This is a genomic window from Labilibaculum sp. (assembly GCF_963664555.1).
GTDB lineage: Bacteria > Bacteroidota > Bacteroidia > Bacteroidales > Marinifilaceae > Labilibaculum.
Genome location: NZ_OY761461.1, coordinates 1293238 through 1316101 on the forward strand (window position 1 = coordinate 1293238; position 22864 = coordinate 1316101).

Sequence of the window (22864 nt, forward strand, 5' to 3'; positions counted from 1 at the left end):
AAAATTGAAGACATGAAAAATAGAATATTATTATTATTACTATTGACACTCCTGTTTGCTTCTTGCGGAGAGGATTTTCTCGAACTGACTCCATCCGAGTCGATTGAGGCAAGTGATGCAATGTCGACCCCAGCTAAAGTAAATGCTGTTCTTATTGGTGCATATGATCAAATGCAATACTCATATTATCTGCCATATTTTATAATGGAAGGAGATGTAAAAGGTGAGGATGTGTTTGTGAAAAGTTCTGGTAATTACGGAAGGCATGTAGAAACATATGCTTATACAGAGCTACCAACAATGTATTATTGTGAGGATGTTTGGGCGTATGCTTATAAGGTGATAACCAATGTGAACCTTGTTATAAATGGATTGGAAGCTGTTGATATGGATGAGGCTTCAAAAGTTCAATTAATTGCAGAATCCAGAGGTCTTCGGGGATATTCATATCTTAATATGATTCAGGCATATGCGATGCCATATGCTGTAGATCCTTCCGCCTTAGGAGTTCCTCTGATTCTTGAACCAGTATTGCCGTCCGATCCGGGACCTTCTCGTTCTACAGTTCAGGAAGTATATACTCAAATTATTAGTGATTTGACTTATGCTGCAGAGAATCTTGTTGCATCAGAAAGTTATAGATTAACAACTGCCGCAGCAAAAGGATTATTGGCTCGTGCATATCTTAATATGGAGGATTGGGCAAACGCATCAAAATGGGCGAAAGAGGCACGTGATGGTTATTCATTAATGACAGCAGATCAATTACTGGAAGGTTTTCAGGATGATAGTAATTCGGAATGGATGTGGTCTTTGCGTTCCGTTGCTGATGATAATAATGGTTACCTGCATGTTGCTTCATTTTATGATGCACTAAGAACATTGGGGTATAATTCTTTTAGAATTGATGTTGATTTTCGTGCATTATTTGGAGCAGATGATACTCGTTTACAACAAATTGATGATGGTGTTTATTCAGGAGGACATGTGTCATTAAAATTTGAACATGTAAGTGGTTGGGTTATGGATCAAGTTTTAATGCGTGCATCTGAAATGTATTTGATTGAAGCAGAAGCAGAAGCGGAATTAGGTGCCGGTCATGAAACAGCGGCTCAGGACGCATTATTTGCAATTCAAAGTAGAGCAGATGCAACAGCAGTTAAGTCAACCAGCACAGGAGAAACACTAATTAATGAAGTATTGCTTGAGAGAAGAAAAGAATTATGGGGTGAAGGATTTCGTTGGTTCGATTTGAATAGACGAGGACTTAATGTGACCAGAACAAGTAGTTCACATTGGGCATTGTTGGATTTACCGATAACAGATAATAAAAGACGTTGGCCGATTCCACAGGATGAAATTGATGCTAATCCTAATATGGTTCAGAACCCAGGGTATGCTAAATAGAGCTTATATAATTAGTTTTTTTATATTGCTTTTAATGAAAGGATATCTCAGGACGGACATTTAAATTTTAAAGGGCCTCAATTCAAAATTGAGGCCCTTATTTATGCCTGAATAATTTTGCGGTTAAAACCCATTCAGTTCCATTGTAACAGTTGGGATTAGTAGTAATAATCCCAATAAAATCAGGATTGCCATAAAACCGCCGATCCATTTTACCCATTTGTCGTAAGGAATTTTGGCAACACCCAACACACCGATCAAAACACCGGAGGTTGGCGTAATCATATTGGTAAATCCATCACCAAACTGAAAAGCCATTACGGTTGCCTGACGTGATACACCAATTAAATCGGAGAATTGCGACATCATTGGCATGGTAAGAGCTGCCTTGGCCGAACCGGATGGAATGATGATGTTGATGATGTTTTGAATCAGATACATCATGCTTACCGAGGCCATTTTTCCAAAATCGTTCATCGATTGAGAGATGTAGTAAAGGATGGAATCGATGATGTGACCCTCTTCCAGAACGATTAGTATTCCACCCGCCAATCCAACAATCATTGCAGCAGAAAGAATATCGCGGGCACCATCCAAAAACAGATGGGTTATTTCGTTGGCTGTGTTATTGAAAGCAATGCCTGAAAAGATTCCCATGGCAAAGAATAGGGTGGCAATTTCCATGATGTACCAGCCGTATCCCATTACGCCTACAATAAGAAAAATAATCGTGAACAGAAGTAGGTTAAGAATGTAGAAGTGAACCGATTTACGCAGAGACAGAATCCCTGAAACAGCAAAAAGAGCAGTGATAATTGGCAGCACCATAAAAGTACTTTCAGAGTTTCCGATTTTGAGTGTGCTGACAGGATAATAGTAGGAAAAGCCAATCATGGAAACCAAGAGAACGATATAGGTTAGCCATGCCGATTTAGGCGTGTAATATTCAATAGCCTCCATATCGGTGTCGTGATGCTTTCTCCAGTATTCATCATCGGTGTAAACCAATGATTTTGTGGGATTTTTGCGAACCTTGGCAGCGTATCGTAAGATGAAAGCAAAACCGATAAAATTAATTACTACCCAACAGAACAAGCGGTATTCAATGCCTGAGAACAAGGGTAAATTCGATAAGCCTTGCGCTATTCCAATTGTAAATGGGTTTAAAAGTGCTCCGGCGAAACCGAGTCCGGCGGCAACAAAGCAGATGGCTACACCTACAATAGAATCGTATCCCATTTTAATGGCCATGGGTACAAATATGATGGTAAAGGCAATGGTTTCCTCACTCATGCCGAAGGTGGCACCAAAAATGCTGAATATTAGCATGATTAGCGTGATAATTATGTTGTTGACTCCGATTTTTCGGATCAGTTTATTCTTCTCCAGCTTCTTGGTAAATTCTAGAAAGGAGTAAATTCCAATATCGATTGATTTGCTCGCATTCATGATCCAGAAGGCACCACCAATAACCAGAATGAACATGATAATGTCGGCTTTGTCGACAAAACCTTTGAAAAAAGAAGAGAAAACCTCCCAAGATTGACCTTGACTTTCGATTTGCTGGTAGGAATTCTGTACGATAACCTCCCGATTGGTTCCATTTACATTAACAGTAGTTCGTTCGAATTCTCCGCCCGGAATTAGCCAGGTGAGAATGGCTGATAGAACGACTATAGCGAATACAATAACATAAGTATGCGGTATCTTTTTAAACATGATTTGTAGGTTTGTTGTAAGTTTTGATAGTTCTTGTAATATGAATGTGTAAAAATAGAAAAATATGAAGAGAATGGAAGCTTTGAATTTATTTTAAAAGCATATCGAAAAGGTTTGCAAATTGCCCATTTTTCCCTAATATTTGCATTGTGATATCCCAACTTTTTGGATTGTGAAAAGCAGTCGTTGAAAGTTGAGCCACTGATTAATGATAGAGTGCGTTAAGGATTGAAACTGATACCCCGAGTTGTGGGGGATTTTGTGGGGAAGAACGAGGGGTAGAAGTGAAAAGCCTGACCCGACCCAAGGAGGGAAACGCCCGGAAAGAAATATTGAGTTAAGAAAATATAGAGAATGGGGATTTCTCATGTCTCACATTTAATATCAAATATCTATAACATGAAGTTGTTAATAAGTAATATAAAAACATTAGTTCAGGTTGATACGGAAGCTCGTAAATGGGTTGCCGGAACCGATATGGCCAATTTGAATTGCATTGATGATGCCTACTTGCTGATTGAAGGCGATAGAATTACTGATTTTGGTAAGATGGAAGACATTCCTGACTTTGATGATAAGGAAGGTTTTGATTGCATTGAGGAGTATGACGCTACGGGAAGAATGGTTTTTCCTAGTTTTTGCGATTCGCATACTCATTTGGTGTATGCGGGAAGTCGTGAAATTGAATATTCCGATAAAATTAGAGGTTTATCGTACGAAGAGATTGCCAAGCGTGGCGGAGGAATTTTGAATTCGGCCAAATTGATGCACGAAGCAACGGAAGAGGAGTTGTACGAATCGGCCATGGAGCGAATTCACGAGATTATTAGTTTGGGAACCGGAGCTGTTGAAATTAAAAGTGGTTATGGCTTAACGCTTGCCGATGAATTGAAAATGCTTCGTGTAATTAAGCGCTTAAAGGAATCAACGCCATTGACTATTAAATCGAGTTTTTTGGGAGCACATGCCGTGCCTGATGAATACAAAGGCCGGCAAGCTGAGTATGTTGATATGGTGATTAATGAGATGATACCCATGGTTGCGGCGGAAGATCTGGCAGATTATATTGATGTGTTTTGCGACAAAGGATTTTTTACTGTTGAGGAAACCGATCGGATTTTAAATGCAGGAATGAAGCATGGTATGCGGGCTAAAATTCATGCCAATGAACTGGATTATTCAGGCGGAATTCAAGTAGGAGTGAAGTACAATGCCCTTTCGGTGGATCATTTAGAGTTTGTTGGCGATGCCGAAATTGAAGCTTTAAAAGGATCGGAAACCATGCCTACAGTATTGCCCGGAGCGGCATTTTTCTTAAACATGGTGTGCTCACCCGTTCGCAAAATGATGGATGCAGGATTGCCAATTGCTTTGGCATCTGATTTTAACCCGGGATCGTCGCCATCGGGAAATATGAAGTTTATTATGTCGCTGGCCTGTATCAATTATAAAATGCTGCCACAGGAGGCTATTAATGCAACTACCCTAAATTCGGCTTATGCCATGGGCGTTGAGGATGAATTGGGAAGTATTGCCAAAGGGAAAATTGCTAATGTTTACATCACCAAAGAAATTCCTTCGGTGGAGTACATGCCCTATGCCTACGGAAGCAACCTGATTGATGTCGTGATTTTACGCGGGAAGGTGTTGTAGAAATAGATGTGAGAAATGAGATTGGAGATATGAGAGAGAAAATATCTCAATTTTCATATAACAGATTTAAATATAAACACCTCACCCTAAGCCTCTCCTGAAGGAGAGGGAACAGAGCAACAAACCGGCTCTAATACAAAAATGAAGAGAAGCCCCCCTTCGTCTTTAGGAGAAGGGGTTGGGGGATGAGGTGACAAGAATAAAATAGTAAAAACAACGAACAGTAACAACCAGACAGAGAGTTATGATTAAGGAGCTTGTTGGGGAAGAATTGAGTTTTCTCGTTTCTCACATCTTATTTCTCACATCTCATGTCTAATATCTATCACAACAATGAAAAAACTAATCGAATGTGTTCCTAATTTTTCTGAAGGGAACGACATGAATATCATTAAGCAGATTACCAACGAAATTGAATCTGTTGAAGGCGTACGTTTAATCGACGTTGATCCTGGGAAAGCAACTAACCGTACCGTAGTAACTATGGTGGGTACGCCCGATGAGGTTTGCGAAGCAGCCTTTCGGGCTGTAAAAAAAGCAGCCGAGTTAATCGATATGAGTAAGCACTCGGGTGCTCATCCTCGTTTTGGAGCTACCGATGTTTGTCCCTTGGTACCAGTTGCCAACATCAGTATGGAAGAGACTGTTGAGTACGCACACAAGTTGGCAAAACGCATTGGCGAAGAGGCAGGTGTTCCTGTTTATTGTTACGAAAATGCAGCACGCACACCAGAACGTAAAAATTTAGCAGTTTGCCGTGCAGGCGAGTACGAAGCGGTTAAAGACAGAATTGGCACCGAGCAGTGGAAACCCGATTTCGGACCTGCCGAATTTACACCTGCAGTTGCAAAAAGCGGAGTAACTGCTGTTGGAGCGCGTAATTTTCTAATTGCTTACAATTTCAACTTAAATACCACCTCAACCCGTCGTGCCAATGCCATCGCATTCGATGTTCGCGAGCGTGGACGTACCTTGCGTGAAGGAAATCCGGCAACAGGAAAAATAGTGACCGATGAAAAAGGAAATCCGGTAATGATTCCTGGAACCCTTAAAGCCACTAAGGCAATCGGATGGTTTATCGAAGAATTTGGTGTTGCTCAGATTTCCATGAACATGACCGACCTTACGGTAACCTCTATTCACAAAGCATTCGACGAGGTTTGCGCCAAGGCTCAGGCTCGTGGTATTCGTGTTACCGGATCGGAGTTGGTTGGTGTTGTGCCCTTAAAAGCCATGTTGGATGCCGGTAAACATTACCTTCGCATGCAGGAACGTTCAACCGGTATTGCCGACCGCGAAATCATTAAAATCGCAGTTAAATCGCTTGGATTGGATGAGTTGTATCCATTCGATGCCGACAAAAAAATTATCGAGTACATCCTCGAAGACAAAGATCAGAAGAAATTGGTTGACTTAAGTTTAACCGATTTTGTAAACGAAACAGCTTCCGAATCGATGGCTCCGGGCGGCGGATCAATTTCTGCCTACATGGGTGCTATGGGTGCCGCATTGGGTTCAATGGTTGCCAACCTTTCGGCTCACAAGCCGGGATGGGATGATCGTTGGGAAGAATTTTCCGATTGGGCCGAGCAAGGCAAATCCTACCACAGCAAGCTGGTTCATCTGGTTGATGAGGACACCAACGCCTTCAACAAAATTATGGATGCCGTTCGTTTGCCTAAAGGAACCGATGCCGAGAAAGCGGCCCGCAACGAGGCCATGGAAGAAGCCACCAAATTTGCAACCATGGTTCCTTTTCAAACCATGGAGCTGTGTTTGGGATCGATGGACGTTGCCAAAGCAATGGCCGAAATCGGGAATCCTAATTCGGTAACCGATGCCGGTGTTGGCGCATTGGCGGCCCGTTCGGGAGTTTTGGGTGCTTTCATGAATGTGAAAATTAATGCAGCCGACTTGCAGGACAAAGCCTGGGCTGCCGACATCATTGCCAAAGGACAGGCAATTGTTGACAAGGCCATTGCTCTCGAAAACGAGATTGTAGCCATGGTTAACGCTAAAATCTAATTCGTATCAATGATATTTTATATAGACCTGTCAGGTTTCCAAAATCTGACAGGTCTTTTTTATTGCAGAAACCCGTCAGCGTTTTGTTTGATGTGTTTTTTTTATGCGTGATTTTCGGTCACGCCATGGCATTACCCTACCTGTTTCATTATACCTTATTAATTCCCAATTATTTTCCGTCGTATTTTCGGTTTCGGTATTGCATTTTCAGGGGATTTCGGTCACGCCATTACCCATTAGTAATTCCCAATTATTAATTATTTTGGGGTTCCCCTTTGGGTCAGGTATTTTCCCGGTCACGCCATGGCATGATCCTACCTGTTTCATTACCAATTATTAATTCCCCATTATTAATTATTTGGGGGTTCCCTTTCAGGTCAGGCTTTCCGTTGCAACTCCTCGGCTAGCCTTCGTACCTCAGGCAAACCTGCGGGGTTTCCACTGCAATCCTTAACCCGCCGATGCGGGTATGGGAGCATTAATCAACCAATATTCATCATGTCGCTAATTTCTCGGGGCGTTGCCCCAAGCTCAGATGTGTCAGGCCTTCAGCCTGAAAAACAATAAAGGCCTGCAACTATTTCTGCGCGGTCATGCTCTTACTAGTCGTATGTTATTTACTGATTCTGAGAAACGGAATGAAAAAAGTGAGACCCTTAGAATCAGATGGTGTCAATCCCATCGGGATTGTATGTTTATAGACAAACACCCTATTAATAAGAGTTCGGCTCCGAAGGAGTCGTATTCATTTGCAGAATATATATCTATAAACATTAGAATCCGATGGATTCAAAAAGACTTGGATCAACAAGTTCATGCTAAGGTTATGACTGATATTGTATTGATCCCGGATAATCCGGGAACAAAAAGTGAGACCCTCAAAATACAAAGATGTTAATCCCATCGGGATTGTATGTTTATAGACAAACACCCTATTAATAAGAGTTCGACTCCGAAGGAGTCGTATTCATTTGCAGAATATATATCTATAAACATTAGAATCCGATGGATTCAAAAAGACTTGGATCAACAAGTTCATGCTCAGGCTATGACTTATATTGTATTGATCCCGGATAATCCGGGAACAAAAAGTGAGACCCTCAAAATACAAAGATGTCAATCCCATCGGGATTGTATGTTTATAGACAAACACCCTATTAATAAGAGTTCGGCTCCGAAGGAGTCGTATTCATTTGCAGAATATATATCTATAAACATTAGAATCCGATGGATTCAAAAAGACTTGGATCAACAAGTTCATGCTAAGGTTATGACTGATATTGTATTGATCCCGAATTCGGGAACAAAAAGGGAGCTCCTCAAGGCACAATTCGTACCATTCACAGAGTTTCAGAATGCCACATGCCGGTGAAAGCTTCCTGCTCATGTCGGGAGGTTTCCACAAGCTTGAGAAAGCTTCCTGCCCACGGCAGGAAGAAAAAAAATGCTTGAGAAAGTTTCCTGCCCTCAGCAGGAAGCTTTCTCAAGTTGGAGATTCTTTGTTGCCCGCAGAACTAAGCTTTCGCCCTGTTTTTGTGCTGTACTACTTCGGTATTGGTTTTTATTCGGATTGATAAGTATCAGGCTTATTGCTTACATATGGTAGACTGTGAGATTGTTAAAAAAAATAGATTTTCTTTTGTTTATCTTAAAAAAATGATAACTTCAATACTTCGATGTTAAATTAAAATTAGTATTTATGTTCGATTCTATTCATTTGACGAGCTTGCGTCACAACGAATTCATTCAGTTTATTACCAATTTTCTGGAAATTATAAGCGGGAGTGATCTTGAAGCGCTTAAGCTAAAGACCCAGACCAATGAGCTATCGGCTTTGTTGGCAACAATGTTTGTATTGTACAAACCCGATAAGGGGAGTGTCATTACAAAAACCCTGCAGGTGGATGATGCCCGCCGCGACAATGCGATTCTTGGCATCCAGTCTTTAATCGATGCATATACTTTTCATTTCGACGCAGAAACAAAGAATGCTGCCAATGTACTTGCTGCATGCTTAAAGAAGTATGGATCGGGCATAGGCAAGCAAAATTATCAGGGCGAAACGGCTACCATCAATTCTATTCTTGAAGAATGGAAAAGAAATGAAGTGTATGTTGCTGCCATCAATAAATTAGGCCTTAGCGATTGGGTGAGTGAATTGGGAAGCGGAAATACACAATTCAATTCCGATTATATGAGTCGTGCTAAAGAAGATGCCGAATCATCAGAAATAAAACTGGTTGATCTGCGCAAGGAAATTACGGAAGCGTACCGGGTGCTGAGCAATCGTGTTAACGCATATGCTACCATTGGCGAAGTCGGAACTTATACCGATATGATTAAACATAGCAATAGTATCATTGAAAAATACAATGCTGTGATTGTTGCCCGTGCGGCTAAAACAGTGGAGGAGGAGATACCTACTCAGGAGTAAATCGGTTGAATGAATGAAATGAAAAACTACTCCGTTTGGGGTGGTTTTTTTATTGTTTTTTTCTGTCAGCCCTTCAGGCTGTTATTTTCAAACGCGGGGAATCATGGGACGATGCCCCATTCTATGATCTGTCAGGCCTTCAGCCTGTTTTATTCATCAGCCTGAAGGGCTGATACACCATAACTAGGGACATCGTCCCTAGGATTACATGGGGCTCGTCCCTGATATACCGAAGCAGTCAATCATCAGCCTGAAGGGCTGATACACCATAACTTGGGACATCGTCCCAAGATAAAAGATAAATAAAATGGGACAATCACTATCACAACTCTATGTTCACCTAACATTCGGAACAAAAGGAAGACAAGCACTACTGTCGGAACATCTGGAGGCCAGACTGCATGCCTACATCGCAGGTATTCTTAAAAAAGTGGAGAGTCCGGCCTTAAAAATAAATTCTGTTCCCGATCACATTCATATCTTATTCCGATTATCAAAAAATTATGCTCTTGCTAAAGTTGTGGAAGAGGTAAAGAAGGAGAGCTCGAAGTGGATGAAGGTAAATGGTGTGGAGGAATTTACCTGGCAAATTGGTTACGGGGCATTTTCGGTTAGCAGCTCGGCGGTAAAAACTGTTGAAAAGTATATTGAGCGACAGAAAGAACATCATCACTCAGCGAGTTACAAAGAAGAGGTAGACGATTTTATGCGGAAATTTGATGTCATCGAATATGATGACAATTATTTCTGGAATTGAACGTGTATTTCACCACAGTATCCAGCAGGTTTCCAAAAGCTAAGGGCGGTTTTAATCGCCGTCGGCGTTTTGTTAGGAAGAGTGAACCGATGAAAGGGCAATGTTTTAGAATATAAAAAAGAAAGAGCGATGATCACTACAATCATCGCTCTTTTGTATTTACAGAAAGCTGATAAAAAGCGCAATATTCAGTATTGTGATGATGCCTCCCATGGTATAAAGGGTGTATTTCGATAGGTTCGAGTTTTTGTATTTGCCCATTACTTTCGACGAAGAGGTTAGGTACACCTGCGCAAAAATGGTGAACGGCAATTGAATACTCAATATCATCTGCGAAATAATTAATCCCTGAAAAGGATTGGATATAAAATAGATAATTGCCAATGCAAGCAGCAGAGAAAGAGCCACGCCCAGGCGGGAATGATTGTCTTTAATATCGTAGGGTTCTTTAAACATACCTGCAAATATTGATCCTGCAGCCATTCCTGATGTAATGGTGGATGCCAGTCCTGCAAATAAAAGAGCTACAGCAAAAACTACAGCGGCGTGCTCACCCAAAAGAGGCGCCAATAAATGATTTGCCTGTTCGAGTTCGGTGACCGGAGTTTTTGTTTTAAAAAAGGTGGCTGCCGCCAATAAAATCATAGCACTGTTTATTGCCCAGCCTATAATCATCGAGATAAAGGTATCCAGAAACTCAAATTTCAACTGCTTTTTTATGATTTTGTCGTCTTTTAGGTTCCATTGCCGGCTTTGAATAATTTCGGAATGAAGAAACAGGTTGTGTGGCATTACAACCGCTCCTAAAACGCTCATGATTACAATCATCGAACCTTTCGGGAAGCTTGGAGTTACCCAGCCTGTCATGGCACTGTTCCAGTCAATATCTACCAGCGACAGTTCATAAAAAAACGACAGGCCAATAACCGATACAAATGCAATAATCCATTTTTCGATCATTCGGTATGCATTGGTATACAGCATAATTAGTACAAATATAGTGACCAGCAAAGCTCCGGCCCGTATGGGCAAATCAAACAGCATGTTTAAGGCGATAGCTCCTCCCAGTATTTCGGCCAGGGAGGTTGAAACAGAAGCCAGCATAGCCGATGAAAGAATCAACTTTGAATAAGTTGGTTTGATATAAATCATGGTAGCTTCTGAGAGACAGAGTCCTGTTGCAATCCCCAGATGTGCTACATTGTGCTGCAGAAATATCAACATGATGGTAGAAAGACTCACCATCCACAACAGCGCATAACCATAGTCTGCTCCCGCAGCAAGGTTCGAAGCCCAGTTGCCCGGATCAATGAAGCCGACAGTCACCAATAAACCGGGACCAATGTATTTGAATATATCCAATCCACCGTATTGGGGCTCGTACCCCTTCTTGTCAATATTCTTTAATGTTTTAAACATGATTTGTTGTGTTAAAAAAGGAAGTTGATACAATGATTCCAGGGCTGAAAGCTATTTTAGAATGAATGTTCAATTCCTGATCGGATTAGGATGGCAGAGTTTTTTGCGAAATGCAAAGAGGTATCCGAAAAGTAAAGTTTCATTTGGAAAGGTCATGTTGAGCGAAGTTGAAACATCTGTTATTCAAAAATAAAGATTCTTCGACACGCTTAAGATGACAATACACCTGAACTTTTCGGACACCTTTTGTATGGATTTTGTTTTGAGAGATTGCAATCGGGAGATTATATTTCCAATAACAATGAATCCGGGTCTTTGCCTGTGAACATCATTTTTTGAGGATTCTCAATCATTTCTTTAATCTTCACTAAAAATCCGACCGAATCTTTCCCATCAATCACCCGGTGATCGTAGGATAGGGCGATGTACATCATGGGACGAATTTCTACCTTACCGTTTACAGCAACTGGCCGCTCAACAATATTGTGCATGCCCAAAATACCCGATTGAGGCGGATTGATAATTGGAGTACTTAACAGCGAACCAAACACACCGCCATTGGTAATGGTAAAAGTGCCGCCAGTCATTTCATCCAGACTAATTTTACCCGAACGTGCCTTGTTGGCTAAATTCATCAATTCCTTTTCTATATCGGCTAAACCTAAGGTTTCGGTGTTGCGGATAACCGGAACCATCAATCCTTTTGGTGTTTGCACCGCAATAGCAATATCTGCATATTCAGGAGTAACAATCTCCTCACCATCCATCATCGAATTTACGGCAGGATGAAGTTGTAAAGCCTCCGAAGCAGCCTTGGTAAAGAAGGACATAAAGCCCAGTTTGATGCCGTGGGTTTCCACAAATTTCTTTTGATACTTGCTTCGCAATGCCATTACCGCAGTCATGTCTACTTCATTAAAAGTAGTCAGCATGGCCGTTTCATTCTTAACAGCAACCAAACGAGCTGCCAACTTCTTCCGAAGGTTGGTCATTTTTGTGCGTTTCGCTTCTCTCGAAATGCTTTTGCTTTGTGCTGGAATTGCTGCCTGAGTGCCTGCATTGTCGACCACTGCCTGAATGTCTTTTTTCGACAATCTCTGAATGCCTGCAATAACATCATCCACCGAAAGGTGATTTTCTTCCATCAGTTTTTTCGCAACGGGAGAAATCTTAACCTCTTTGTAGTTGTCAGAATTGATTGTTTTGGATTCGGCCACAACTACTGGAGCTGTCTTTTCAGCAGGAGCTTCTTTTTTAGCCTCTTTAGGAGCAGAGGAAGCAGATGCTTCTCCGGCAAAACTTGTGTCTATGCTGCAGGCAACCGATCCAACAGCAACTGTGTCGCCTTCCTGCGCCATAATCTGAATTTTACCACCTTCATCTGCAATAAGAGTCAGAGTGGCTTTATCCGACTCAATTTCTGCAATTTCCTGATCCTTTTCAACGATGTCACCATCTGACACAAACCAGTTGGCTATTTCTACTTCGGAAATGGATTCTCCGGGACTAGGTATTTTAATTTCGATCATTGTTTTTGATTTTGTGAATTAGGTGAATGAGTTTTTTGTCTGAACTCTCTTATCTCAACTCTCACATCTATTCTTACATGATTAACTTACTTTTCTTTTCTTCGAAATATTCGTGCTGAACGAGGATGTCTGCATGAGAGCTGCCTTCCACACATTGCAATCCGCAATATTTCAGTTTTCGATCGCAATTGCATTTTCGAAATACTTTATTTATTATTTCATTTTGCCCTGCCAAATGAATTTTAGTCAATCCGGTTGCAGGACTACCACTGGCCTGGCGTGCTACAGGAACCAATTTAACCTCTTTGTTTTTAAATTTGTAGTTGACAAACTGCCAGGCTCCCATATTTTCAGGTTCTTCCTGAACCCACAAATGAAGAAGGGCATTTGGATATCGATTTAAAATTTGATCAACTTGTTTATCAGGGAATGGATACAGCTGTTCCATTCGAATCAGAGCAATATCCTGAGCAAATAATTCTTCTTTCCGGGCCAGTAAATCGTAATAGATCTTTCCGGAACAGAAAACAACACGGCGAACTTCCTCAGCAATTATATTGTTGTCGTCAATCACTTCCTGAAACTGACCTATGGCCATATCTTCAATTTTCGAAACACATTTTGCATGACGAAGTAAGCTTTTTGGTGTAAAGCAAATCAACGGAACCCGTATATCACGCTTTACTTGTCTGCGAAGCATATGAAACAAGTTGGCTGGTGTTGTTGGATTGGTAATCTGCATGTTGTTGTTGGCACAAAGCGTAAGGAATCGCTCCATTCTTGCACTCGAATGCTCTGCTCCCTGACCTTCATATCCATGAGGCAAATACATTACCAAACCATTTTTAATTCCCCATTTGTCTTCTGCAGCACTAATGTATTGGTCGATAACCGCCTGAGCTACATTGTGGAAATCACCGAACTGAGCTTCCCAAATGGTTAGACCGGAAGGATGTGCCAAAGCGTATCCGTATTCAAATCCAAGCACGCCATATTCGCTAAGCGAAGAGTTGTAAATGTGAAAAGGAGCCTGTTTACCGCTGATATTTTTTAACGGGAAATATTTCTCGTCTGAGTTATCAATTACTAAAGCCGCATGTCGGTGCGAAAATGTACCTCTTTCTGAATCCTGTCCGCTTACACGAACACTGTTTCCTTCTTCCAGCAGACTGGCATAGGCAAGAAGTTCTCCCATGGCCCAATCCAATTCATCATTTTTGACCATGTTTTTGCGATCAGCCATTAACTTTCCAATCTTTTTGAAGAAAGTAAGATCACCGGGCAAATTGGTAATGTTTTCGGCCAGCTCAAGCAAAGTTGTTTTTGCAACTCCTGTTTTAGGAGAAGATTCAAAATCTTCCTTTGTTGAATATCGGATGTTGCTGTAATAATCCTCTAGAAAAGGCTGTATAATTACTTTTTTAAATGTTTTCGATAATTCAAAATCTTTATCTAAAAGTTTGTTGTAATCGGAATTAATTGTTGCAATTTCTTCTTTGGTATAAATTCCTTTTCCAATAAGGAAATCGGCATAAATATCTCTTGGATTTTTATGCTTGGCGATTTCTTTGTACAAAATTGGTTGCGTGAAACGGGGTTCATCACCTTCGTTATGACCAAATTTTCGATACGAAAGAATATCTATAAAAACATCAGAGTTAAATTCCTGACGGTATTCCATAGCCAGCTTGATCGTGAAAATCAAAGCTTCCACATCATCACCATTTACATGAAATACAGGAGAACGGGTAACCTTTGCAACATCGGTACAGTAAGTACTGGATCGGGCATCCAGGTAATTGGTTGTGAAACCTACCTGATTATTGATGACCAAATGGATGGTACCTCCGGTTTTATATCCGGTTAACTGCGACATTTGAATTGTTTCGTATACAATTCCCTGGGCTGCAATAGCCGCATCTCCATGAATTACAACAGGAACCAATTTGTCCTGATCGCCGGCGTAGTCGTTATCAATTTTCGAGCGTGAAATTCCTTCAACAACTGCACCAACAGTTTCCAAATGGGAAGGGTTTGGCGCTAAATGGAGCTTTACTTTACTTTCATCATCTGTTTTTACCGTATTTCCATATCCCAAGTGATATTTTACATCACCCAAAGCAATGTCTTCTTCGAACTCTTCGCCCATAAATTCTTTGAAAATATTGGCGTAAGGTTTCTCTAAGATATTGGCTAATACATTTAATCTTCCCCGGTGAGCCATCCCGAAAATGAATTCCTGAACACCAAGTTCAGCACCACGTTCAATCATGGCATCCAAAGCAGGAATCAAGGTTTCTGTTCCTTCAAGGGAAAAGCGTTTTTGACCGACAAATTTTTTATGGATATAGTTTTCGAAACCAACGGCAAGCTTTAAATGATAGTAGATGTGTTTGCGTTGCTCGTCGTTAAAATTCGGCGTGTTTTTAGTGCCTTCCATCTTGTTTTGCAGCCATTTCATCATTTGAGGATGGCGAACAAAAACATATTCTGCACCTACTGATTTGCAATAAGTTTCCTGCAGATGGGAAACAATATCTTTTAATTTGGAAGCACCTAAACCTATTTCAGTTCCAGCGTGGAAAACAGTTTCCAAATCCGATTCTGATAAATCGAAGTTTTCAATGTCGAGTGTTGGAAAATATTTTCGACGGGTTCGAACCGGATTTGTTTTGGTAAAAAGATGTCCACGCTGCCGATAGGCTTGTATTAAATTCATAACGTTGAATTCTTTGCTCATCGAATTTGTGGCAGGAATATTTTCGTTGGCCGCTTGTTCCTTAATTGGGAATTTGGCTGTTGCAAAATCAAATCCCTGAAAAAATCGTCTCCAGCTTTCTTCAACAGATTCAGGATCATTTTTATAGGATTGGTAAAGTTGGTCGATGTATTCGATTTCGCTATTGCCCAAAAAGCTAAATTTATCCATATAATTATTCGTTGTACTTAGTCTTATTATCGTTGTAACTTAAACAAATGTATTAATTTTTAAAGCTTATGATGATATCAAAAACGAATAAAAGATAAAAAGATCATTTTTTTTACAGATATCCATATAGAGTTTTTCTATAAGATGTTTTGGCTTAACATTACTGAAAATAAACAGCACAATTCTTTTATTTGATGCCCGTTCGGATTACTTTAGTTTTTTTAAGGTAAACATGTAAAATCTCATAGATGTATTTTCTTCGTATTTTGGTTGCTTTAGTGCTTGGTGCTCAATTCACAGCCTGTCATAATTTACAAAAAAAACCTCGGTTTGCTCTCGAAAAAGGTGATCTTCTTTTTCAGGATCTCGATTCTGATTCAATTTCAGATGCGATAGAATCAGTAACTGGCGGAGAAGAACATTTGAGCTTTTCGCATGTTGGGATTGTTGATGTGAATTCGAATGGTGACACCTTGGTTTTGGAAGCGATCTCAAAAGGAGTTACCTACACCAAACTCAATATTTTTTTGAAGCGAAGCACTACTGCTGACCAAAAACCAAAAGTTGAGGTGGGAAGGCTAAAACCTGAATTTAGTGCATTAATTAATAAAGCGCTTGATGCAGGGAAACAGTTAATCGGAAAACCATACGATGATATTTACATCATGGGAGACTCAACTTACTATTGCTCTGAACTGATTTATGAAATATTTTCAGATACCCAGGATTCAATCGAAGTATTTCAATTAAATCCAATGACTTTTAAAGACTCTAAAACGGGAAATTTTCTTCCGTTTTGGGTTGAATATTACAAAAAATTAGGTGTGGATATCCCGGAAGGAAAACCAGGTTTGAATCCCAATGGGATGCACGGGTCTCCGAATATCGAGATTGTATTTTCCTACTTGCGGCAATAATCTCACATCTTTCATCTCAAATCTTACTTAAACAATGAACTCATTCTTACGCGAATTGACCAGCGAGCTGTACGAAAAATATGGCAGTAATTTATCCAATTGCATGTTGGTATTTCCAAATCGCCGTGCAGGTTTATTTTTTTCAAAGTATTTAAATGAACTGATTGAACAACCAGTTTGGGCACCCAGGATTTTGACTATTAATGATTTTTTTAAAACTCATTCTCAGTTGCAGACCGAGGATAATCTGGGTTTGCTTTTCCGATTGTATAAAATTTACATTCAAAAAATGGATGTCTCGGAAAGTTTCGATGAGTTTTACCATTGGGGAGAAATGCTTTTGGGCGATTTCGACGATTTGGACAAGTACCGGGTGAATGCAAAGCATTTGTTTCAGAATTTAGCGGAAGAAAAAGAGATTGATAACCTGTTTGATTACTTAACGGAAGAACAGATAGCAGCCATTCAGTCGTTTTGGAGTTCTTTTCGTCCCGAGAAGTATTCAGAGCACCAGAAGGAGTTTGTGAAGCTTTGGGAAAATCTGCATCCTATTTATTCCGATTTTAGAAATCAATTGGAAGCAGAAGGATTGGCTTATGAGGGAATGGCTTCCCGAAAATTGGTGGATAAGCTTGAATCGGGGGAGATTGAAATCAAAGAAGATAGAATTATTTTCATAGGTTTTAATGCATTAAACCGTTGCGAACAAAATTTGTTTGATGAATTGAAAAAGCAGGATAAAGCAGATTTTTATTGGGATTACGATGAATCCTATCTCCAGAATCCTTACCATGAAGCAGGTTTGTTCCTACGCGAAAATATCAAACGGTTTCCGGCGCCAAAATCCAATATTCGTTTTGATAATATAAAAAATAATCAAACAAAGGTTGAATTTGTTTCGCTTTCGTCGGAAGTAGGGCAGGCAAAATACGCTCATGCTGTGGTTGAAGAATTCTGCAGGAATTCACAGGATGCCTTAGAGGAAACTGCTATTGTTTTGGCTGATGAGGATTTACTTCTTCCGGTATTGCATTCCATTCCTAAAATTGCAAAGAATGTGAATGTGACCATGGGATATCCTGCCAAAAATACACCTGTTGCCAGTTTGCTGCGTTTGGTGATCGATTTGCAAAAGAGTGTGAAAAAGTCCAATGACGATGTATCGTTTCATCACAAACAGGTATTGGCTCTTTTGAACCACCAATATTTGAATTCTGTGAATCCTGAACTGGCACATTCCATAACACAGGATATTCTCACAACCAATAGAATTGAAGTTCCACAAAGGTTGATTAAGGGTGATCCGGTATTGGAAAGACTTTTTTCGCCGGTTAGCAGTGTCGGGCAATTTTCAATATATCTGCTGGAATTGCTTCAGGGGATTTATCAGAAATTAGAAACCACTGATGAGGAAAAAACTTTAGTGGATAAAATTGAACAGGAATACATCTATCATTTGTTTTTGGCCATAAAACGACTGAATTCTCTATTGAATCAACACAAAATTGACTTAAAGCAGGATACTTTTTATAAGATTCTGGATAAAATGATACAAAGTCTGAGTATTCCATTCGAAGGAGAACCTTTGGCAGGTTTGCAGGTAATGGGAATTTTGGAAACACGATTGCTCGATTTCAAAAAGATTGTCGTTCTTTCGATGAACGAAGGGAAATTGCCTAAAACAGGAGCTGCAAATTCTTTTGTTCCCTATCATTTGCGTAAAGGCTTTGGAATGCCGACAATCGACCATCAGGATGCGATTTTCGCTTACTATTTTTACCGGTTGATTCAGCGTGTTGAAGATCTTAAATTGTTGTACAGCACTCAAAGTGACGGGATTCGCACTGGTGAAATGAGTCGTTTTTTGTATCAGCTGAAATACGAATCAGATTTTGAGATTGTTGAGAACAGTCCGTCCTACAATATTTCTTTGCAGGAAACCAAGCCGATTAGCGTGGCTAAAAACGAGCGAATTCAAACCTACCTAAGCGGGTATTGTGGTGATGGGATAAAGAGTTTTTCGCCGTCGGCCTTAAATACTTATATGAATTGCAGTCTGAGCTTTTATTTTAAATATTTAGCTGGTTTAAAAGAACCCGATGTGGTTTTGGAAGAGATTGATCCGCCAACTTTTGGTAATTTGTTTCACTCGGTTTTGGAAGAATTGTACAAGCCTTTTAGTGGCAAAACAATTCGGAAAGAAGATTTGGAGGGCTTGCGGAAAAACAAAGTTTTACTGGATCAGGTTTTAAAGGATGCTTTTCGAAGCATCTACTTTCAGCTGAAAAATGATCAGCCAATGGAGATTGGAGGAAGGAATTTGCTTGTTTTTGATATTTTGAAGAAGTTCATTGACCGGATATTGATTTTGGATCAGAAATTTGCGCCTTTTGAAGTCGTTTCACTAGAAGAAAAATATAATATTCAACTGCCAATAGGGGAGCAGGCTAACCGATTTGTAAATATTAGCGGGTTGATTGATCGGGTTGACCAATTGGGAGATACCATTCGAATTTTAGATTACAAAACCGGCAAGGCTGATTTAACTTTTAAGGATATTGCTTCTCTTTTCGAAAAGGAAGGAAAGAATAACAATAAAGCTGCATTTCAGACTTTACTTTATTGTTTGTTTTATGATGGGAAATACAATCCAGGCCTGCCCATTTCACCTGGAATATACAGTCTGAAAGAGTTTTTTAATGATGGATTTGATTGTACTTTAGCACAAAAAGAAGGACGCGGAAATGCCGTTCGTGTTGGTGATTACGGAATATTTAAAGCCGAATTTGTTGAAGGCTTACAAGAATTACTGGAAGAGATTTTTAATCAGGATATTCCTTTTTCGCAGGTGGAAAACAAAGATATTTGCCGAACTTGTGTGTATGCCGAAATTTGCCATCGATAAGTTGTGGCTCATTTTGTACTTTTGGAATGGAAAAATATCAATAAAATGTATCGATCAGTTATTATACTAATGTTTTGCTTGTTGATTGGATTTGCTTCCAATGCACAAAAAAAATACAGCATCAAGTCAAAAAAAGCCATCAAAAATTATGAGATGGCTTCGGAGGCTTATCGGCAGATGGATAATTCTGAAGCTCTGAAATATTTAGATGGTGCAATTGAACAAAGCCCCGATTTTATTGAAGCATGGCTTTTTAAAGCTGATGTTTTGCACGAAATGGGCAAGACTGAACTCGAAATTGAAGCCTATCTGGGTGCAATAAATATTGATGGCGATTTTTTTTCAAATGTGCATTTTAATCTGGGGAATGCTTACCTGAAGATGGGTGAATATCAAAAGGCATTAACGAAATATCAAGATTTTCTGGCTCTCCCAAACAATTCAGGCAGAAATCAGATTTTGGCGCAAAAAAGATTGGAAACATGCCGGTTTGCGATTAAGTCGATTGCAAACCCAGTCGATTTTAAACCGGTAAACCTTGGTGGGAATGTGAATTCCGAATTTGATGAGTATTGGCCCAGCCTTACTGCCGATGAGAAATTGCTGGTATTTACCCGATTGTTATCAGGGGAAAAAGAGGGCGCGGAGGTAAAAATCAAAAGACAGGAAGATTTTTATGCATCTCAACGAAACGATAGCTTATGGATGCCGGCGGAACCATTATCCTTAGTTATTAATACGGAAAAAAACGAAGGGGCACAAAGTATTACGGCAGATGGTAAATACATGTATTTTACGGCTTGCGATCGGGCCGGCGGATATGGCCGATGCGATATTTATTATTCCGTTAAGGAGGGAAATGTATGGTCGGAACCGATAAATGTTGGGAAACCAATTAATTCAAAAGATTGGGAAGCTCAGCCAAGTATATGTGCTGACGGACGGGAATTGTATTTTGTGAGCAATCGAAAATCAGGAAAAGGAAAAATGGACATTTGGCATTCCAGATTGATTGAAACTCTGAAAGATGGAAAGCAAAGATGGACACAGCCGGCGAACCTTTCTATTAATACAACAGATAATGAAATGTCGCCGTTTATTCACGCAGGAAATCAGTATTTGGTTTTTTCTTCGGATGGTTTGACTGGAATGGGTGGATATGATTTGTTTAAGACTGAACGGGATAGCGATGGGAAATGGAGTGATCCTGAAAATTTAGGTTACCCAATAAATACATTTAACGATGAAATTGGATTGGTGATTAATGCAAAAGGAAATAAGGCTTATTTTTCTTCAAATCGCTTAAAAGGCAAAGGGAAGGATATTTTTAGTTTTGTGATGCCTGGCAATCTGCAGCCTCAGTCTGTGTCATGGTTAAAAGGGAATGTGCTGGATGCTAAATCCAAAAATCCCGTGGCAGCTTCGCTTTTATTGATTGATTTGATGAGTAATGATACAATTACTCAGATTAAATCAGATCAGACAGATGGAAGCTATTTGCTTTGTTTGCCTTCGGATAGAGAATATATTTTTTCTGCTGAGGCCGATGATTATCTTTTTTATTCAAAGCATTTTGAAATGTTGAATGATCAGGAAAAACTGAATCCGCAACAGTTAAATATTCATTTGGATCGGATTGAAAAAGGAAAAGAAATTGTGCTTAGGAATGTGTTTTTTGATATCGACTCCTGGGATATTTTGTCGAAATCTGAAATTGAATTGACTCGTTTGTATAATTTGTTGTTAACTTATCCTAAATTAAAAATTGAAATTGCCGGTCATACCGATGACACCGGAACTGAAAATTACAATTTGAAGCTATCCAATAACCGGGCAAAGGCGGTTTGCGATTATTTAATTATAAAAGGAATAGATGAAACACGATTAAGCTTTAAAGGATATGGTGCTTTGTATCCTATTGCAGATAATGAGACGGAAGAGGGCCGAAGTTTAAATAGAAGAACTGAATTTAAAGTTGTTGAAAATCAATAAATAATAACCAGCAAATGAAACCAATATATCTTGATTACAATGCCACTACACCTGTCGCACCGGAAGTTGCTGATGCCATGATCCCTTACTTAAAAGGTTTTTTTGGCAATCCGTCGAGTTCTCATTTTTATGGGCGGCAATGCAAAGAGGCAGTTGATAAGGCAAGAAAACAAGTAGCTTCATTGCTGAATTGTGATTCTGACGAATTGATATTCACCAGTGGTGGTTCTGAGTCGAATAATTATGCATTAAAAGGGTATGTATTTGCTAATCAAGATAAAGGCAGACATATTATCACTTCTTCTATCGAGCATCCGGCAGTTACGGAGGTTTGTAAATTCTTGGAGACACAAGGTTTTGAAGTTACCTATTTGCCGGTTGATGGAACAGGACGTGTACAATTGTCAGATGTGAAAAATGCCATTCGACCTGAAACCATTTTGATTTCGGTTATGTATGCAAATAATGAGGTGGGAACTTTACAGCCTATTTCTGAAATTGCGGAATTGGCGAAGCAGAACAACATCATTGTCCATTCTGATTGTGCTCAGGCAGTTGGTAAAGTGCCTGTTAATGTTCAGGAATTGGGTGTTGATTTACTGACTCTTGCAGGTCATAAATTCTATGGGCCGAAGGGAATTGGTGCTTTGTATATTCGAAAGGGAATTAAATTGCAGAAATTGATCCATGGTGCAGATCATGAACGGAATTTGCGGGCGGGAACCGAAAATGTATTGGAAATTGTTGGTTTAGGAAAAGCAGCCGAATTGGCCATGGAGGAGGAAGACAAACGAATGAGACATGAAATGAATTTGATTCGGATTTTACGTAGGAACTTGTCTCAACTTTCAGATGTTCAGTTTAATGGAAGTGTCGATTTTTGTTTGCCAAATACCTTAAGTGTGTCATTCAAAAACCTGCAGGTACATCAGATTTTAAATCGGTTGAAAAATGTGGCAGCATCAGCAGGTGCAGCATGTCATACTGATTGTGTAAGTGTTTCAGCTACATTGGATGCGATGAAAGTTCCTTTGGAATATGCAATGGGCACAATTCGCCTTTCTGTTGGCCGATATACCACTAAAACTGAAATCGATTTAGCCTCAAATGAAATCATTGAGGTGATTAAAAGTTTACGTAGAGATGCCAATCAAAAGAAAAGCAACTTCAGGTAAAAC

Annotated in this window: 13 protein-coding genes; 9 read left to right on the plus strand and 4 right to left on the minus strand. The window is 39.8% G+C overall.

Going from position 1 to position 22864, the window contains the following annotated elements:
• Positions 1–12: 12 nt before the first annotated feature.
• Positions 13–1407, plus strand: a complete 1395-nt coding sequence (locus ACKU4N_RS05260) for a RagB/SusD family nutrient uptake outer membrane protein (protein ID WP_156194359.1) — start codon at positions 13–15, stop codon at positions 1405–1407.
• Between the two features lie 123 nt (positions 1408–1530).
• Here ACKU4N_RS05260 and ACKU4N_RS05265 read toward each other — a convergent pair whose 3' ends face one another.
• Positions 1531–3126, minus strand: coding sequence for a YfcC family protein (locus ACKU4N_RS05265; RefSeq protein ID WP_321321279.1), 1596 nt, complete (start codon positions 3124–3126; stop codon positions 1531–1533).
• Between the two features lie 399 nt (positions 3127–3525).
• On the opposite strand from ACKU4N_RS05265, the gene hutI reads away from it, so the two are divergent.
• From hutI to tnpA, 4 genes are all read left to right on the plus strand, one after another.
• On the plus strand, positions 3526–4779 hold the full coding sequence (gene hutI / locus ACKU4N_RS05270; RefSeq protein ID WP_321321280.1) for an imidazolonepropionase: 1254 nt from the start codon (positions 3526–3528) through the stop codon (positions 4777–4779).
• Positions 4780–5112: 333 nt separating this feature from the next.
• Positions 5113–6804 (plus strand): glutamate formimidoyltransferase, encoded by a 1692-nt coding sequence (gene ftcD / locus ACKU4N_RS05275; RefSeq protein WP_321321282.1) that lies wholly within the window; start codon positions 5113–5115, stop codon positions 6802–6804.
• A 1699-nt stretch (positions 6805–8503) separates the two neighbouring features.
• Positions 8504–9238 carry a DUF6261 family protein gene (locus tag ACKU4N_RS05280; protein WP_321321285.1) on the plus strand — a complete coding sequence of 245 codons (735 nt, stop codon included), beginning with the start codon at positions 8504–8506 and terminating at the stop codon, positions 9236–9238.
• A gap of 307 nt (positions 9239–9545) precedes the next feature.
• The gene (gene tnpA, locus ACKU4N_RS05285; protein WP_321321286.1) at positions 9546–9995 is read left to right on the plus strand and encodes an IS200/IS605 family transposase; all 450 of its coding nucleotides are present in this window, start codon (positions 9546–9548) and stop codon (positions 9993–9995) included.
• Positions 9996–10154: 159 nt separating this feature from the next.
• Here the strand turns inward: tnpA and ACKU4N_RS05290 are convergent, their stop codons facing one another.
• From ACKU4N_RS05290 to ACKU4N_RS05300, 3 genes are all read right to left on the minus strand, one after another.
• Positions 10155–11414: an Nramp family divalent metal transporter gene (locus ACKU4N_RS05290; protein WP_321321288.1), complete on the minus strand. Its 1260-nt coding sequence runs from the start codon at positions 11412–11414 to the stop codon at positions 10155–10157.
• Between the two features lie 284 nt (positions 11415–11698).
• The gene (gene odhB / locus ACKU4N_RS05295) at positions 11699–12943 is read right to left on the minus strand and encodes a 2-oxoglutarate dehydrogenase complex dihydrolipoyllysine-residue succinyltransferase (protein WP_321321290.1); all 1245 of its coding nucleotides are present in this window, start codon (positions 12941–12943) and stop codon (positions 11699–11701) included.
• Between the two features lie 73 nt (positions 12944–13016).
• On the minus strand, positions 13017–15872 hold the full coding sequence (locus tag ACKU4N_RS05300; protein WP_321321292.1) for a 2-oxoglutarate dehydrogenase E1 component: 2856 nt from the start codon (positions 15870–15872) through the stop codon (positions 13017–13019).
• Positions 15873–16120: 248 nt separating this feature from the next.
• Here ACKU4N_RS05300 and ACKU4N_RS05305 point away from each other — a divergent pair, with 248 nt between their 5' ends.
• The 4 genes from ACKU4N_RS05305 to ACKU4N_RS05320 are packed head-to-tail and all read left to right on the plus strand — an operon-like array spanning position 16121 to position 22861.
• Complete coding sequence (locus tag ACKU4N_RS05305; RefSeq protein ID WP_321321294.1) at positions 16121–16789, plus strand: YiiX/YebB-like N1pC/P60 family cysteine hydrolase; 669 nt, start codon at positions 16121–16123, stop codon at positions 16787–16789.
• A gap of 34 nt (positions 16790–16823) precedes the next feature.
• Entirely contained in the window at positions 16824–19694 is a 2871-nt protein-coding gene (locus ACKU4N_RS05310; RefSeq protein ID WP_321321296.1) for a PD-(D/E)XK nuclease family protein, read from the plus strand.
• 45 nt (positions 19695–19739) lie between these two features.
• Positions 19740–21686, plus strand: coding sequence for an OmpA family protein (locus tag ACKU4N_RS05315; protein ID WP_321321298.1), 1947 nt, complete (start codon positions 19740–19742; stop codon positions 21684–21686).
• A 14-nt stretch (positions 21687–21700) separates the two neighbouring features.
• Positions 21701–22861 carry a cysteine desulfurase family protein gene (locus ACKU4N_RS05320; RefSeq protein WP_321321300.1) on the plus strand — a complete coding sequence of 387 codons (1161 nt, stop codon included), beginning with the start codon at positions 21701–21703 and terminating at the stop codon, positions 22859–22861.
• Positions 22862–22864 lie beyond the last annotated feature (3 nt).

Excerpts from the sequence above, each read along its gene's own strand:
- ACKU4N_RS05260 (WP_156194359.1), top strand. The coding sequence starts at position 13 with ATGAAAAATAGAATATTATTATTATTACTATTGACACTCCTGTTTGCT.
- ACKU4N_RS05265 (WP_321321279.1), bottom strand. The coding sequence starts at position 3,126 with ATGTTTAAAAAGATACCGCATACTTATGTTATTGTATTCGCTATAGTC.
- hutI (WP_321321280.1), top strand. The coding sequence starts at position 3,526 with ATGAAGTTGTTAATAAGTAATATAAAAACATTAGTTCAGGTTGATACG.
- ftcD (WP_321321282.1), top strand. The coding sequence starts at position 5,113 with ATGAAAAAACTAATCGAATGTGTTCCTAATTTTTCTGAAGGGAACGAC.
- ACKU4N_RS05280 (WP_321321285.1), top strand. The coding sequence starts at position 8,504 with ATGTTCGATTCTATTCATTTGACGAGCTTGCGTCACAACGAATTCATT.
- tnpA (WP_321321286.1), top strand. The coding sequence starts at position 9,546 with ATGGGACAATCACTATCACAACTCTATGTTCACCTAACATTCGGAACA.
- ACKU4N_RS05290 (WP_321321288.1), bottom strand. The coding sequence starts at position 11,414 with ATGTTTAAAACATTAAAGAATATTGACAAGAAGGGGTACGAGCCCCAA.
- odhB (WP_321321290.1), bottom strand. The coding sequence starts at position 12,943 with ATGATCGAAATTAAAATACCTAGTCCCGGAGAATCCATTTCCGAAGTA.
- ACKU4N_RS05300 (WP_321321292.1), bottom strand. The coding sequence starts at position 15,872 with ATGGATAAATTTAGCTTTTTGGGCAATAGCGAAATCGAATACATCGAC.
- ACKU4N_RS05305 (WP_321321294.1), top strand. The coding sequence starts at position 16,121 with ATGTATTTTCTTCGTATTTTGGTTGCTTTAGTGCTTGGTGCTCAATTC.
- ACKU4N_RS05310 (WP_321321296.1), top strand. The coding sequence starts at position 16,824 with ATGAACTCATTCTTACGCGAATTGACCAGCGAGCTGTACGAAAAATAT.
- ACKU4N_RS05315 (WP_321321298.1), top strand. The coding sequence starts at position 19,740 with ATGTATCGATCAGTTATTATACTAATGTTTTGCTTGTTGATTGGATTT.
- ACKU4N_RS05320 (WP_321321300.1), top strand. The coding sequence starts at position 21,701 with ATGAAACCAATATATCTTGATTACAATGCCACTACACCTGTCGCACCG.